This window comes from Serratia sp. TMDUHS_CL (genome assembly GCF_037137105.1).
Classification (GTDB): Bacteria; Pseudomonadota; Gammaproteobacteria; order Enterobacterales; family Enterobacteriaceae; genus Serratia; species Serratia nevei.
This window is the reverse complement of record NZ_JBBBDV010000005.1, coordinates 82,895-98,852: the sequence shown is the minus strand read 5'-3', so window position 1 is coordinate 98,852 and position 15,958 is coordinate 82,895. Positions and strand designations below refer to the sequence as shown.

Sequence of the window (15,958 nt, the reverse complement as noted above, 5' to 3'; positions counted from 1 at the left end):
CCGATTTAATATTGAGCATCTTGAAAAAAACATCACTGGATACAGTATGCTTTCCTCAACATTCGTTCGTACCAAAGCAGGGCGTTCCAAGCCTGTCCGACTTACCGCAGTCATCGCGGCCGCCCTTTTCCTGGCAGGCTGTCCAAGTCGGGCCCCGCAAACGCCGCCCGCCAATATACAGGACGAAGCGAGCGCCAGCTCCGATTACTACCTGCAGCAGTTGCAGCAAAGCAGCGATGATAACAAGGCTGACTGGCAATTACTTGCTATTCGCGCCTTGCTGCGTGAAGGAAAACTGCCGCAGGCCGGCGACCAGTTGAATCAACTGCCGAAAAACCTCAGCGGTGCGCAGCAGACTGAACGCCAGTTGCTGACCGCCGAACTGCAGATCGCCAACAAGAGCTACGTCAGCGCCCGCAGCACGCTGGGCCATCTGGACAGCGCTTCGCTGTCGCCGAATCAGAAGGTGCGCTACTACCAGGCGCAGATTGCCGCCAATCAGGGCAAAGCGTCGCTGCCCTTGATCCGCGCCTATATCGCTCAGGAGCCGTTGCTGACCGGCAAACCGCACCAGGACAACCTGGATCAGACCTGGCAGGCGCTGCTGCAGCTGACGCCGCAGGAGATGAACAGCCTGGTGATCAACGCCGACGAGAACGTGCTGCAAGGCTGGCTGGATCTGCTGCGCGTCTATCAGGACAACAAGCAGGATCCCGATCTGCTGAAGGCCGGCATCAAAGACTGGCAGAACCGTTATCCGAAGAACCCGGCGGCCAAAACGCTGCCCGCTCGCCTGAACCAGGTGCTGAACTTCACCCAGGCCTCCACCTCGAAAATCGCCCTGCTGCTGCCGTTGAACGGCCAGGCGAAAGTGTTCGCCGACGCCATCCAGCAAGGCTTCGAAGCGGCGAAAAACGGCGGTTCCATGCCGGCGCCGCAGCCTCAAGCCGCGCAACCGGCCAGCGCACCGGCCCCAACGGCGCCGGCCGATCAGGCCGCCACGGGTGACATCAACGCCAACGGCGCGGTCAGCCCTTCGGCGCAAGAGAGCCAGCCTGCCGTGACCGCCGCGCAACCGGCGGCGCCGTCCAGTGCGCCGATAACGCCGCTGCAGGCCGCTAACGCACAGGTCAAAGTGTACGATACCACCAGCCAGCCGCTGGCCGCCTTGCTGAGCCAGGCGCAGCAGGATGGCGCCACCCTGGTGGTCGGGCCGCTGCTGAAAGAGAACGTCGATCAGTTGTCCGCCAGCACCACCACGCTGAACGTGCTGGCGCTCAACCAGCCGGAAACGCCGAAGGACAACCTGAACATCTGTTACTTCGCCCTGTCGCCGGAAGATGAAGCGCGCGACGCCGCCCGCCACATCTGGGAACAGCAGAAGCGTCAACCGCTGCTGCTGGTGCCGCGCGGCGCCTTCGGCGATCGCGTCGCCAAGGCCTTTAACCAGGAATGGCAGAAGCAGGGCGGGCAAACCGTGCTGCGTCAGGACATCGGCTCTGCCGGCGAACTGCGCCAGATGGTCAACAGCGGCGGCATCCGCATGACCGGTACGCCGATATCGAGCGCCCCGGCGCCGCAGAGCGTGACCATCGCCGGGCTGACTATTCCTGCGCCGCCGAGCGACGTGCCCGCCGCGACCGGCGGCAGCGTCGACGCGGTGTATATCGTCGCCACCCAGTCTCAGCTGACGCTGATCAAACCGATGATCGACATGGCCACCAGCTCGCGCGGCAAGCCGGCGATGTACGCCAGCTCGCGCAGCTATCAGGCCGGTGCCGGCCCGGACTTCCGCCTGGAAATGGAAGGCCTGCAGTTCAGCGACATCCCGCTGCTGGCCGGTTCAAACCCTCAGCTGTTGCAGCAGGCCAGCGCGCGCTTCCGCAACGACTACTCGCTGGTGCGCCTGTATGCGATGGGGATGGATGCCTGGACATTGGCCAACCACTTTGCTGAAATGCGCCAGCTGCCGGGCTTCCAGGTTTCCGGCACCACCGGTACGCTGAGCGCGTCGCCGAACTGCGTGATCAACCGCAAACTGCCTTGGCTGCAATACCGTCAGGGTACGGTCGTTCCGGTCTCTTGAACCCACGCGCCTCAGGGGCGGGCTATGAGTTACTGGCCCGCCGTCACCTGGAACACGCCGGGCTCACCTTCTGCGCCGCCAACGTCGCGGTGCGCGGCGGTGAGCTCGACCTCATCATGCGCGACGGCGCCACCTGGGTGTTCGTCGAAGTGCGCTACCGCCGTAACGACGCCTTCGGCGGCGCGGCCGCCAGCGTCACCTTTCGCAAACAACAGCGGTTGCTGCATGCCGCCGCCGTCTGGCTGGCGGGGCGCGGAGCCAGTTTTGACACATCATCTTGCCGTTTTGATGTTTTGGCCATTACCGGTAGCCAGTTAGAATGGATACCCAACGCCTTCAATGCGGATTAATCGGGGTTTTGCGGCGCAGACCGGCCCTTTGACTTAGTGGATTAATACAACGTGCTGGATAGAATTAAAGTCTGTTTTACCGAAAGCATCCAAACCCAGATCGCGGCGGCGGAAGCATTGCCGGACGCCATTTCCCGCGCTGCGATGACGCTGGTTCAATCCTTACTCAACGGCAACAAAATCCTGTGCTGCGGCAACGGCACCTCGGCGGCCAACGCGCAGCACTTCGCCGCCAGCATGATCAACCGTTTTGAAACCGAGCGCCCCAGCCTGCCGGCCATCGCCCTCAACGCCGACAACGTGGTGCTGACGGCGATCAGCAACGATCGGCTGCACGACGAAGTGTACGCCAAGCAGGTGCGCGCGCTCGGGCACACCGGCGACGTGCTGCTGGCGATTTCCACCCGCGGCAACAGCCGTGATATTGTGAAAGCGGTCGAGGCGGCCGTCACGCGCGATATGACCATCGTCGCGCTCACCGGCTACGACGGCGGCGAGCTGGCCGGGCTGCTCGGCCAGCAGGATGTCGAGATCCGCATCCCGTCGCACCGCAGCTCGCGCATTCAGGAAATGCATATGCTGACCGTAAACTGCCTGTGCGATCTGATAGACAATACGTTATTCCCCCACCAGGACGATTAAGGAACTGAGATGAAGCTAAAAGCCACATTTGCAGTGCTGTCCAGCGCCCTGCTGTTGCAAGGCTGTATCGCCGGCGTCGTCGTCGGCAGTGCGGCCGTCGCGACCAAAACCGCCACCGACCCGCGCAGCGTAGGGACCCAGGTGGATGACGGCACGCTGGAAGCCAGGGTCGAAAGCGCTCTGAGCAAAGACCAGCAGTTGAAGAAAGACGCCCGTGTGGTCGCCACCGCCTATCAGGGCAAAGTGCTGTTGACCGGCCAGTCGCCTAACGCCGATCTCACCGCGCGCGCCAAGCAGATCGCCATGGGCGTGGAAGGCACGACCGAAGTGTACAACGAAATCCGTCAGGGCACGCCGGTCAGCCTGAGCACCGCGTCCTCCGACACCTGGATCACCACCAAGGTGCGTTCGCAGCTGCTCACCAGCGATACGGTGAAATCATCCAACGTGAAGGTCACCACCGAAAACGGCGAAGTGTTCTTGCTGGGCCTGGTCACCCAACAGGAAGGGCAGTCGGCGGCGCAGATCGCCAGCCAGGTGAGCGGCGTGAAGCACGTCACCACCGCCTTTACCTATGTGAAGTAATCCGTTCTGGCGGGAGCGGCACCGTGCTGCTCCCGCCCGTTTAATCCAGCTTGTTCTCGCTTAAAAACGCTTCCCCGCCCAGCTGCCGCATCTGGCGCATGATCCACTGCTGTCGCTGTATCACATAGCCGGAAGGCGCATCGGCCCTGAAGCGATGCGGATTCGGCAATACCGCCGCCAACAGCGCCGCTTCCGCCGCGCTTAGCCGTTTGGCCGGCTTATGGAAAAAGCGTTGTGAAGCCTCTTCAACGCCAAACACCCCGTCGCCGAACTCGACGATGTTCAGATACACCGTCAGAATGCGCCGCTTGGTCCACACCAGCTCGATGCCCGACGTCAATCCGGCCTCCAGCCCTTTGCGTAGCCAGCTGCGGCCATCCCACAGAAACAGGTTCTTGGCGGTTTGCTGCGACAGCGTGGACGCGCCGCGGATGCGCGTCGGGCGCTTCTCGTTGTGGCTGAGCGCCTTTTCAATGGCCGCCACGTCGAAGCCCCAATGGTCTGGAAACTTCTGATCCTCCGCCGCCATCACCGCCAGCGCCATCTGCGGCGAGATGTCGTCCATCGACACCCAATCCGAATGGGCGACGTAGCCAAAGTCGCCGCTCAGCCAGGCGCTGACTTGCCGCTCCACCATCACGGCGGAAAACGGCACCGGCAGGAAGGCAAAGGCCACAATGCCCAACACCCACAGGCCGAGAATCGCGATGACCCCGCGCTTCAGCCAATACCACGGGCGCAGTCGCCGCCATCCGCCGAGCGATTTTCTCATTCAGCCATTTCCAGTACCCGCGCCACCAGCTTATCGATACCGAGGGCCGCCTGCGCGATCGACGGCGCCAGCATATAGGCCGGCGTGGTCACGACTTTGTGTTCGCTGTCCACCACGATATCGTCTACCGGACAAATCACCGGCTCGCCGCCCATGGCGTCAATCACTTCTCCCAGGTCCGGATCGTTGCCAATGGTCAGCCGCGCTTGTTGATCCAGCAGTTTCGGCAACAGCGCTGGCGCGATGCACATCAGGCCAATTGGTTTGCCGGCCTTATGCATCTCGCGCGTCAGACGCGCCAAATCCTCATCGACCCAACATTCCGCGCCGGCTTCGGCGAAATTGCTGAGGTTCTTGGCGGCGCCGAAGCCGCCGGGCACGATCAGCGCATCCAGCTGCGCGGCCTCCGCCAGCGCCAGCGGCTGCACCGCGCCGCGGGCAATGCGCGCCGACTCAATCAGAACATTGCGCGACTCCGCCATCTCCTCACCTGATAAGTGATTAATAACATGGCATTGTGGTTTATCGGGCGCAAAGCACACCGCCTGCGCGCCGGCACGGTCCAACGCCAGCAGCGTCAGCACCGCTTCATGGATCTCCGTACCGTCATAAACACCGCTGCCGCTGAGGACGACACCCACCTTTTTCATCACTCTTACTCCTGTCGCTGCTGTCAACTGGTTCGTGCTCGGAGTTGACAAACACTAATCTACATCACACATTTTAATGAATCTTCTAACAAGAGCGCTTACATTTGCTATGTTGTTGGCTGTATGATGTTTAGGAATTCGCTACAACCTGCTCGACCAGAACACTGAAACCAATACGCAGGTTCACAATTTCCCTGGTGTTGGCGCAATATTCGCGCACCCCGGCTTAGGTCGGGGTCATTTTTTTTCAGCGTTCTCAACCCAAGCCCGCAGTACCTGCACGTCGTTGCGCCACTCTTGTTTCAACTCATCCACCCAATCCTGCACGTTATCCCACCAGGCCGGCAGCGTCGGCGTTTGAATCTGTTGCGCCAGCTGCTGCAGGTGACGCAGACCGACCGAACCGGCGGCGCCTTTGATCTTGTGCCCTTCTTCGGTGATGCCTTTCTGATCGCGCGCCGTCATGTTGGAGTCCAGCACCGCCAGGTAGCCCGGCATCATCTGTTCGAACATCTCCAGGCTTTGGTGGATCAGCTGCGGGCCAACCAGGTCCATGTACTGCTCCAGCATCGCGGTATCGAGTAACGACTCATTAATCTGCATCGCCTTGTGCTCCGTTTTCTTTGAAGTGTGAGAAGGTTGATGATCCCAATAGTGTTTGATGACCTGGGTCAACGCCGGCACCGACAGCGGCTTGCTCAGCACATCGTCCATGCCCGCCTCGAGGTACTCTTTTTTGTCTTTCAGCACGTTAGCGGTCAGGGCCACCAGCGGCGGCAGCGCCTGCCCGGCGTAGCGTTCGCGCAGCACCCGGGCGATGTCCAGCCCGGTCATGTCCGGCAGCTGGATGTCCAGCAGCACCAGATCGAACTCGTCCGGATCGAACATCGCCAGCGCGTCGTGGCCGTTCATCGCCACCTCGACGCTGTTGCCCAGTTTCTCCAGCACCGAGCGCGCCACGATCACGTTCAGCTCGATATCCTCCACCAGCAGGATGTGCAGCGCCGGCAACGGCAGTTCCTCTTCCTCCGGCGCCGCGCTGGCGGCTTCCTGCACCGCCGGCGCCTGGATGGTCAGAGTGAAGCAAGAACCGTGCCCCTGTTCGCTGCGCACGGTGATGTCGCCGCCCATGCTCTGCGCCAGTCGCTTGGAGACCGCCAGCCCGATGCCGGTGCCGGTGGCCGGGCGGCCGCCGCGCTGATCTTTCACCTGGTAATACATGGCGAAGATCTTGTCCTGCTCGTCCTGCGGGATGCCCATGCCCGAGTCTTCCACCTCGAACACCAGCTTCTCCTGCGCCTCACGCCGCACGCGCACCACGATTTGCCCCTGCTGGGTGAATTTCACCGCGTTGCCGATCAGGTTCCACAAAATCTGCCGCAGGCGCGTACCGTCGGTCACGATCTGCTGCGGCAGCGGCGTCTGCGGCTCCATGATGAACTGCAGCCCTTTCGGCTGCGCCAACAGGCCGGAGAGGTTCTCCAGATCCGCCAGGAAGCCGGTGAAGTCCACCGGCTGGTTGTCGAGTTGCACCTTGCGCCGCTCGAGCTTATCCATTTCGATAATGTCGTTGAAGATATTGCCGAGGGTGATGGCGCTGACGTGAATGGTCTTCAGGTATTTCAGCTGCTCGTCGTTCAGCTCGGTATCGAGCAGGATACGGCTCAGGCCAACGATGCCGTTAAGCGGCGTACGCAGCTCGTGGCTGATCGTGGAGATAAAGGTGGTCTTCTCCCTGCTGGCGTTCTCCAGCGCGTCCTGGTAGCGCTTACGCTCGGTAATATCGCGGCCGAAGCCCATCAGCCCGTGGCGTTTGCCCACCCGGTCATAAAACGGGACCTTGCGCAGCTCGAAACAGGCCTTGCGACCGTCGGGATACACCAGCCACTGTTCGTAGGTCAGCGAGACGTTGTGGCGGAACACCTTCTCGTCGGTCTCAATGACCTTTTCGGCGATCTCCTGGCCGTAGACGTCGAACGGCGTCAGGCCGATCAGCTGCTTCTCGCTCTTGCCGGTCAGCAGCTCCATCGCGCGGTTGCAGCCGGAAAATTCTTTGTCTTCGTTGCGGTAGTAGACCAGATCCGGCGAGGCATCGAGGAAGGAACGCAGCAGCGCCGATTGCTGGCCCAGCTCAATCTGCGCCAGTTCACGCTGTTCCATCTCTTCCGTCAGCTTGTCCATCACCTGCAGGCGCTCTTCTTCCGCCTTGATGCGGTCGGCGATCTCTTGGTTCAGCTGGCTGATATTGTCCTTAAGCTGCTGATTGAGCTCCAGATCGCGGTGGCGCATTTCCTCCAGCTTGTCCACCAGCCGCGCCAGCCGCTGGCGCGACTCCTCCAGCTGCTCCACCACCACCGAGAGGAAGTAGACCGCCCACGGGGTGATCAACAGGCCGAAGAAGATCGAACGCACCACGTCGATGCTTTCCACTTCGCCGCGCAGCAGCATGGTCACCGCCATCTGCACCACCATCGCCAGCACCACCAGCGCCGAGGCCAGCAGCAGCGAGAAGCGCACCAACCCCAGTTTCACCATTAAATCGACGTAGTACTGGGCCAACACCCGGATTTGCTTCATAGCGGCTCCCATCAGACACAATCTTTTGAATCATACCGTAAAACAGCGGTGAGATAAGGCGGCAAACGCCGAAGTGTGGCAAAGATTGCACTTCAGAGCGGCATTCCAGGGCGGTAGCGCCGCTTTTCATCCAGCGCGCTGCCCTGCCCGCCGTATTGCTGCAGATAAGCGCCCACCGCCTGCATGCCGCTCCAGCGGTTTTCGCACCACAGCGGCGCCAGCAGCGTGGGCCGACGGGCGCTGGCGGACAGGCGGTGATACACCACCTCGCCAGGCGTGTGGCGGATCATCTCCCCGGCGCTGACGGCGTAGTCCTCCAGCGCCAGTTCGGGCAAACGCCCGGCTCGCCACGCGCGGGCCAGGGTACTGCCGGTCACGACGTGCAGCGGATGCAGCTTAATGCCATCCACGCCGGACTCCACCACCCGCTGCAGCGTGAGCAGATGATCGCGCTGGGTTTCTCCCGGCAGCCCGACGATCAGATGGCAGCACACCTTCAGCCCGCGCTGCCGGGCCCGTTGCGCGGTCTGCTGATAGCAGCGGAAATCATGGCCGCGGTTGATGCGTTTGAGCGTTTTATCGTGCGCCGTCTGCAGCCCCAGCTCCAGCCACACTTCATAACCCTCCTCGCGATACCCCGTCAGCAGATCCAATGCGGCGGGCGGCACGCAGTCCGGCCGGGTGCCGACGCACAGGCCGACCATCTCACTCTGCGCCAACGCCTGCCGATACATCGACGCCAACAATTCGACCTCCGCATAGGTGCTGGTATAGGCCTGGAAATAGGCCAGATAGCGCCGCGCCCGGTTGACCCGCGCGGCCTGCTGCGCCAGCTGTTCGGCGATACTTTGCCGCTGCATCGCCTCATCGGCAAACGAAGCGACGTTGCAAAACGTACAGCCGCCGCGCCCCAACGTGCCGTCGCGGTTAGGGCAGCTGAATCCGCCGTGCAGCGTGAGTTTATGGATCTTTTCGCCATAGCGGCGCTGGAGATCTGCGCCAAACATATTGACTAATTGCGGCAACTGCATAATCTTGGTGATTCTCTGTGTTCAAAGCCGCGATGCTAATAAGAAACGGCTTTTCCCGCGATGACAGAGATCAACGCTTTCCCCGCAAGGCGCCACCAGGCATAACTATTCATCATAAATGCAAATCAATTCACTATAATTCTGATGAATTATTCTAATCGTCGCGCAACCGTTAACGGCAATATGACAATGCGGTGAAAAACAGTGACAAACATCAACAAAGAAATATCTTATAGAATAAAATTCTGCCATTAACCCCCGCACTAGCATGGTGCAGAGATTAAGGGGTTGCACTATAGTGAGACAGCTCACACTTCTGTGGGGATCGGCGTTGCCCCACGATAGTGCAAAAACACATTAAAATACTTATTTTTCAAATAAATAAACATCATCAATTCGATAAGAATCTATCTTAAGCCCACATTTGACCTGCGAATTCTTTCTCGCTAAGTTGGAAGTCCGCTGGAAGCTTTCTGGACGGGCAAACGTCTCGTCATATTTATGCAGTAATTGAAGACTCCCTCTTAAAACAAGTCCTATACCACTTGTGAGACCGTCACGAGAGGCCATTGATGGAGGGCGGAAAAGCAGATTAGCGGGGTTAACTTGCTGATTGGACTTCTGCCTGAAATTGGGAAGCCCCCTCGCAGTAGGTTGTGAGAGTCACGCAGAGCCTGGGGAGGTTCACTGATATGTTGTACGATAAATCCCAAGAGAGGGACAACTGTGGTTTCGGCCTGATCGCCCACATAGAAGGCGAACCTAGCCACAAGGTGGTTCGCACCGCCATTCACGCGCTGGCCCGCATGCAACACCGCGGCGCAATCCTGGCCGACGGCAAGACCGGCGACGGCTGCGGCCTGTTGCTGCAAAAACCCGATCGCTTCTTCCGCATGGTGGCGGAAGAGCGCGGCTGGCGTTTGGCCAAGAACTACGCCGTCGGCATGATGTTCCTCAGCCAGAATGAAGAGGAAGCGCGCCTCAGCCGCCGCATCGTGGAAGAAGAGCTGCAAAACGAAACGCTGTCGATCGTCGGCTGGCGTGAAGTGCCGACCAACCCGGACGTGCTGGGTGAAATCGCCCTCTCCTCCCTGCCGCGCATCGAGCAAATCTTCGTTAACGCCCCGGCCGGCTGGCGCCCGCGCGATATGGAGCGCCGCCTGTTCGTGGCGCGCCGCCGCATCGAGAAACGCGTGCAGGACAACAGCTTCTACGTCTGCAGCTTCTCCAACCTGGTGACGATCTATAAAGGCCTTTGCATGCCTGCGGATCTGCCGCGCTTCTATCTCGATCTGGCGGACCTGCGCCTGGAGTCGGCCATTTGCCTGTTCCACCAGCGCTTCTCCACCAACACCGTGCCGCGCTGGCCGCTGGCGCAGCCGTTCCGCTACCTGGCGCACAACGGCGAAATCAACACCATCACCGGCAACCGCCAGTGGGCGCGTGCCCGTACCTACAAATTCCAAACGCCGCTAATCCCGGATCTGCAGGCCGCCGCGCCGTTCGTCAACGAAACCGGCTCCGACTCCAGCTCGCTGGACAACATGCTGGAGCTGCTGCTGGCGGGCGGGATGGATCTCATTCGCGCCATGCGTTTGCTGGTGCCGCCGGCCTGGCAGAATAACCCGGACATGGACGGCGATCTGCGCGCCTTCTTCGACTTCAACTCGATGCACATGGAGCCGTGGGACGGCCCGGCCGGCATCGTGATGTCCGACGGCCGCTACGCCGCCTGTAACCTCGATCGCAACGGCCTGCGCCCGGCGCGCTATGTGATCACCAAAGACAAGCTGATCACCTGCGCCTCCGAAGTCGGCATCTGGGATTACCAGCCGGACGAAGTGGTGGAAAAAGGCCGCGTCGGCCCCGGCGAGCTGATGGTGATCGACACCCGCAGCGGCCGCATCCTGCACTCGGCGGAAACCGACAACGATCTGAAAAGCCGCCATCCGTATAAAGAGTGGATGGAGAAAAACGTCAAACGTCTGGTGCCGTTCGAAGATCTGCCGGACGATCAGGTCGGCAGCCGCGAGCTCGACGACGCGCAGCTCGAAACCTACCAGAAACAATTCGGCTACAGCAGCGAAGAGCTGGATCAGGTGATCCGCGTGCTGGGCGAGATTGGCCAGGAAGCCACCGGCTCGATGGGCGACGATACCCCGTTCGCCGTGCTCTCCAGCCGGCCGCGCATCGTTTACGACTATTTCCGCCAGCAGTTCGCGCAGGTCACCAACCCGCCGATCGATCCGCTGCGCGAAGCGCACGTCATGTCGCTGGCCACCAGCATCGGCCGTGAAATGAACGTGTTCTGCGAAGCCGAAGGCCAGGCGCACCGCCTGAGCTTCAAATCGCCGATCCTGCTGTACTCCGATTTCAAACAGCTCACCACGCTGGAAGGCGAATACTATCGCGCCGAGACCCTCGATCTGACCTTCGATCCGCAGCAGCAGGATCTGGAGCAGACCATTCGCGCCCTGTGCGACGAAGCGGAACGCAAGGTGCGCGAAGGTGCGGTGCTGTTGGTGCTGTCCGACCGCGCCATCGCGCCCGGCCGCCTGCCGGTACCGGCTCCGATGGCGGTGGGCGCCGTGCAAACCCGCCTGGTGGAGAAAAGCCTGCGCTGCGACGCCAACCTGATCGTTGAAACCGCCAGCGCCCGCGATCCGCACCACTTCGCCGTGCTGCTCGGCTTCGGCGCGACCGCCATCTACCCGTACCTGGCCTATGAAACCCTGGCCAAGCTGGTGGACAGCCAGGCGATCGACAAGAAATACCGCGACGTGATGCTGAACTACCGCAACGGCATCAACAAAGGCCTGTACAAGATCATGTCCAAAATGGGCATCTCGACCATCGCCTCTTACCGCTGCTCCAAGCTGTTCGAAGCGGTCGGCCTGCACCGCGATCTGGCGGATCTGTGCTTCCAGGGCGTGGTCAGCCGCATCGGCGGCGCCAGCTTCAGCGATTTCCAGCAGGATCTGCAGAACCTTTCCAAGCGCGCCTGGCTGAAACGCAAGCCGCTGGAGCAAGGCGGCCTGCTGAAGTTCGTGCACGGCGGCGAATACCACGCCTACAACCCGGACGTGGTGAACTCGCTGCAAAAAGCGGTGCACAGCGGGGAATACAGTGACTATCAGGCCTACGCCAAGCTGGTGAACGAGCGGCCGGTCGCCATGCTGCGCGATCTGCTGGCCATCACGCCGAAAGGCGAACCGATCCCGGTCGATCAGGTTGAACCGGCGGAGTCGCTGTTCAAACGCTTCGACACCGCGGCGATGTCGATCGGCGCACTGAGCCCGGAAGCGCACGAGTCGCTGGCGATCGCCATGAACGGCCTCGGCGGCTTCTCCAACTCCGGCGAAGGCGGCGAAGATCCGGCGCGCTACCGCACCAACAAGGTGTCGCGCATCAAACAGGTGGCCTCCGGCCGCTTCGGCGTGACGCCGGCCTACCTGGTGAACGCCGACGTGATCCAGATTAAGGTGGCGCAGGGCGCCAAGCCGGGTGAAGGCGGCCAGCTGCCGGGCGACAAAGTCACCCCGTACATCGCCAGACTGCGTTACTCGGTGCCGGGCGTGACCCTAATCTCCCCGCCGCCGCACCACGACATCTACTCGATCGAAGATCTGGCGCAGCTGATCTTCGACCTGAAGCAGGTCAACCCGAAGGCGGTGATTTCGGTGAAACTGGTGTCCGAACCGGGCGTCGGCACCATCGCCACCGGCGTGGCGAAAGCCTATGCCGATCTCATCACCATCGCCGGTTACGACGGCGGCACCGGCGCCAGCCCGCTGTCCTCGGTGAAATACGCCGGCTGTCCGTGGGAGCTGGGCCTGGTGGAAACCCAGCAGGCACTGGTGGCCAACGGCCTGCGCCACAAGATCCGCCTGCAGGTGGACGGCGGCCTGAAAACCGGCGTGGACATCGTCAAAGCGGCGATCCTGGGCGCGGAAAGCTTCGGCTTCGGCACCGGACCGATGGTGGCGCTGGGCTGTAAATACCTGCGCATCTGCCACCTCAACAACTGCGCGACCGGCGTCGCGACTCAGGACGACAAGCTGCGCCGCGATCACTACCACGGCCTGCCGGAACGCGTGACGAATTACTTCCAGTTTATCGCGCGTGAAACCCGCGAGATCATGGCGCAGCTGGGCGTGAGTCAACTGGTGGATCTGATCGGCCGCACCGAGTTCCTGACCGAGCTGGACGGCATCTCTGCCAAGCAGAACAAGCTGGATCTGTCGCCGCTGCTGAAAACCGCCACGCCGCATCCGGGTAAAGCGGTGTACTGCACCGAAAGCAGCAACCCGGCGTTCGACAAGGGCCTGCTGAACAAAGAACTGCTGGCGCAGGCGCAACCGTACATCGAAGCGAAGCAGGGTAAAACCTTCTACTTCGACATTCGCAACACCGACCGCTCCGTGGGCGCCATGCTGTCCGGCGCTATCGCCGACGTGCACGGCGATCAGGGCATGGCGGCCGATCCGATCAAGGCGCACTTCTCCGGCACCGCCGGGCAGAGCTTCGGCGTCTGGAACGCCGGCGGGGTCGAGCTGACCCTGACCGGCGACGCCAACGACTATGTCGGCAAAGGCATGGCCGGCGGCAGCATCGCGGTGCGTCCGCCGATCGGCTCCGCCTTCCGCAGCCATGAAGCCAGCATCGTCGGCAACACCTGCCTGTACGGCGCTACCGGCGGCAAGCTGTTCGCCGCCGGCCGCGCGGGCGAACGCTTCGCGGTGCGCAACTCCGGCGCCATCACCGTGGTGGAAGGCATCGGCGACAACGGCTGCGAATACATGACCGGCGGCATCGTCTGCGTGCTGGGTAAAACCGGCATCAACTTCGGTGCGGGCATGACCGGCGGTTTCGCCTACGTGCTGGACGAAGACGGCGAGTTCCGCAAGCGCGTGAACCCGGAGCTGGTGGAAGTGCTGGATGTCGATCAGCTGGCGATCCATGAGGAGCACCTGCGCGGCCTGATCACCGAACACGTGCAGGCGACCGGCTCTTCCCGCGCGGAAGAGATCCTGGCCAACTGGCCGGAGTGGGCACCGAAGTTCGCCCTGGTCAAACCGAAGTCCAGCGATGTCAAAGCGCTGTTGGGTCACCGTAGCCGTTCCGCAGCCGAGCTGCGGGTGCAGGCGCAGTAAGAGGTAGGTCATTAATGAGCCAGAACGTTTACCAATTTATCGACCTGCAGCGTGTTGATCCGCCAAAGAAACCGCTGAAGATCCGCAAAATCGAGTTCGTCGAGATCTACGAACCGTTTTCGGAAACCCAGGCCAAGGCCCAGGCGGACCGCTGTCTGTCCTGCGGCAACCCGTATTGCGAGTGGAAGTGCCCGGTGCACAACTACATCCCGAACTGGCTGAAGCTGGCCAACGAAGGCCGCATCATGGAAGCGGCGGACCTGGCGCATCAGACCAACAGCCTGCCGGAAGTGTGCGGCCGCGTGTGCCCGCAGGATCGCCTGTGCGAAGGCTCCTGCACCCTGAACGACGAGTTCGGTGCGGTCACCATCGGCAATATCGAACGCTACATCAGCGATAAGGCCATCGAAATGGGCTGGAAGCCGGACATGTCGCACGTGCAGCCGACCGGCAAGCGCGTGGCGATCGTCGGTGCCGGCCCTGCCGGGCTGGCCTGCGCCGACGTATTGACCCGCAACGGCGTCAAGGCGGTGGTATATGACCGTCATCCGGAGATCGGCGGCCTGCTGACCTTCGGCATCCCGGCCTTCAAGCTGGAAAAGGAAGTGATGGTCAAACGCCGCGGTATTTTCAGCGAGATGGGCATCGAGTTCCAGCTGAACACCGAAGTGGGCAAAGACATCAGCATGGAGACCTTGCTGAGCGAGTACGATGCGGTATTCCTCGGCGTCGGTACCTATCAGTCGATGCGCGGCGGCCTGGAGAACGAGGAAGCGCAGGGCGTGTACGATGCGCTGCCGTTCCTGATCGCCAACACCAAGCAGCTGATGGGGTATGAAACCGAGCAGCACGAGCCTTACGTCAGCATGGAAGGCAAGCGCGTGGTGGTGCTGGGCGGCGGCGATACCGCCATGGACTGCGTGCGTACCTCGGTGCGCCAGGGCGCGACGCAGGTCACCTGCGCCTACCGCCGCGACGAAGCCAACATGCCGGGTTCCAAGCGCGAAGTGAAGAACGCCCGGGAAGAAGGGGTAGATTTCCAGTTTAACCTGCAGCCGCTGAGCATCGAGCTGAACAGCGCCGGCCGCGTGGCCGGGGTGAAGATGGTACGCACCCAGCTGGGCGCACCGGATGCCAACGGCCGTCAGGCGGCGGAGCAGGTGCCGGGTTCTGAACACGTGATCGACGCCGACGCGGTGGTGATGGCATTCGGCTTCCGCCCACACCGTATGGACTGGCTGGCGGCGCACGACGTGCAGCTCGATAAACAGGGCCGCATCCTGGCGCCGGAAGGCAGCGACAACGCGTTCCAGACCAGCAACCCGAAAATCTTCGCCGGCGGCGACGCGGTGCGCGGTTCCGACCTGGTGGTGACGGCGATCGCCGAAGGCCGCAAGGCGGCAGACGGCATCATGAACTACCTGGAAGTGTAAACCTTCCGTACCGCCAGAGGCCCGGCACATTGCCGGGCCTCTGTTTTTAGCCTGCCACGCTTTGTAACAACCTCCCCTCACCTCACCGCGTCAACGCGCTATAGTATTGAGTTAGCACCATTGCGGGGCGCGGCTGCGCCTGACACCGAGATAAGGATAGCGAACATGAAATGCTCCATTTCCCTGTTGGCCGGCGCAGTGCTGGCCGTCAGTTTCAGCGCTTCAGCCATGGCGCTGGATTCGCAGGAGGTCGGTTACAATATCGAAGCGCGCGGCGCGCGGCCGGTCGTGGCACAGTTGGGCAAGGCCGGGCAGTTCAGCGCCGTGGAAAACAGCATCCGGCTGGGGGACGACAGCTGGATTGCCCTGGCGCCCAAGCTGGCCGGCGGCGGCAATGCCGGCTTCACCGCCGGCATCAAATCGGCGCTCTCCGCCGCCCTGATTTACAATCCGGCGGCGGTGTTGCAGGCGCTCAACAAAGGCAACGATCTGCCGCTCAATGACATTTGCACCGCGCCGCCGGAAGTGCAAGGCGACACCGCCATCACCAGTTTCCGCCAGCGCGCAACCCGCGCCTTGTCCACCGTGCGCGTAGGCGATCTCAGCGCACCGCGCGATGCCTGCATTGCCGCCTTGAAAGGCTGATCCGCTTCTGCCGGGCAAAAAAAAAGCACCCCAT

Annotated in this window: 11 protein-coding genes; 7 read left to right on the top strand and 4 right to left on the bottom strand. The window is 61.8% G+C overall.

Annotated features, from left to right (window positions below):
• The first annotated feature begins 46 nt into the window (after positions 1–46).
• The 4 genes from WCL58_RS11875 to dolP are packed head-to-tail and all read left to right on the top strand — an operon-like array spanning position 47 to position 3,663.
• Complete coding sequence (locus WCL58_RS11875; protein ID WP_060424690.1) at positions 47–2,086, top strand: penicillin-binding protein activator; 2,040 nt, start codon at positions 47–49, stop codon at positions 2,084–2,086.
• Entirely contained in the window at positions 2,083–2,436 is a 354-nt protein-coding gene (locus WCL58_RS11870) for a YraN family protein (RefSeq protein ID WP_094300729.1), read from the top strand. Before WCL58_RS11875 ends, WCL58_RS11870 begins: the two co-directional genes overlap by 4 nt.
• Before the next feature lie 51 nt (positions 2,437–2,487).
• Positions 2,488–3,078 (top strand): DnaA initiator-associating protein DiaA, encoded by a 591-nt coding sequence (gene diaA, locus WCL58_RS11865; RefSeq protein WP_004937103.1) that lies wholly within the window; start codon positions 2,488–2,490, stop codon positions 3,076–3,078.
• Positions 3,079–3,087: 9 nt separating this feature from the next.
• Entirely contained in the window at positions 3,088–3,663 is a 576-nt protein-coding gene (gene dolP, locus WCL58_RS11860; RefSeq protein ID WP_004937101.1) for a division/outer membrane stress-associated lipid-binding lipoprotein, read from the top strand.
• A 40-nt stretch (positions 3,664–3,703) separates the two neighbouring features.
• Here dolP and mtgA read toward each other — a convergent pair whose 3' ends face one another.
• The 4 genes from mtgA to WCL58_RS11840 form a co-directional block, all read right to left on the bottom strand.
• Positions 3,704–4,435 (bottom strand): monofunctional biosynthetic peptidoglycan transglycosylase, encoded by a 732-nt coding sequence (gene mtgA, locus WCL58_RS11855; protein ID WP_049198512.1) that lies wholly within the window; start codon positions 4,433–4,435, stop codon positions 3,704–3,706.
• Positions 4,432–5,085 (bottom strand): isoprenoid biosynthesis glyoxalase ElbB, encoded by a 654-nt coding sequence (gene elbB, locus WCL58_RS11850; RefSeq protein WP_070915403.1) that lies wholly within the window; start codon positions 5,083–5,085, stop codon positions 4,432–4,434. The genes mtgA and elbB overlap by 4 nt, the downstream gene beginning before the upstream one ends.
• Before the next feature lie 237 nt (positions 5,086–5,322).
• Positions 5,323–7,662 carry an aerobic respiration two-component sensor histidine kinase ArcB gene (gene arcB / locus WCL58_RS11845; RefSeq protein WP_087763593.1) on the bottom strand — a complete coding sequence of 780 codons (2,340 nt, stop codon included), beginning with the start codon at positions 7,660–7,662 and terminating at the stop codon, positions 5,323–5,325.
• A gap of 92 nt (positions 7,663–7,754) precedes the next feature.
• Entirely contained in the window at positions 7,755–8,693 is a 939-nt protein-coding gene (locus tag WCL58_RS11840; RefSeq protein ID WP_060424679.1) for a TIGR01212 family radical SAM protein, read from the bottom strand.
• Between the two features lie 692 nt (positions 8,694–9,385).
• Here WCL58_RS11840 and gltB point away from each other — a divergent pair.
• From gltB to WCL58_RS11825, 3 genes are all read left to right on the top strand, one after another.
• A complete protein-coding gene (gltB, locus tag WCL58_RS11835) occupies positions 9,386–13,846 on the top strand; it encodes a glutamate synthase large subunit (RefSeq protein WP_084827504.1) in 4,461 nt (1,486 codons plus the stop codon).
• A gap of 14 nt (positions 13,847–13,860) precedes the next feature.
• Positions 13,861–15,279: a glutamate synthase small subunit gene (locus tag WCL58_RS11830; RefSeq protein ID WP_038879621.1), complete on the top strand. Its 1,419-nt coding sequence runs from the start codon at positions 13,861–13,863 to the stop codon at positions 15,277–15,279.
• A 165-nt stretch (positions 15,280–15,444) separates the two neighbouring features.
• Entirely contained in the window at positions 15,445–15,924 is a 480-nt protein-coding gene (locus tag WCL58_RS11825) for a hypothetical protein (RefSeq protein WP_084827503.1), read from the top strand.
• The last annotated feature ends 34 nt before the right edge of the window (positions 15,925–15,958 follow it).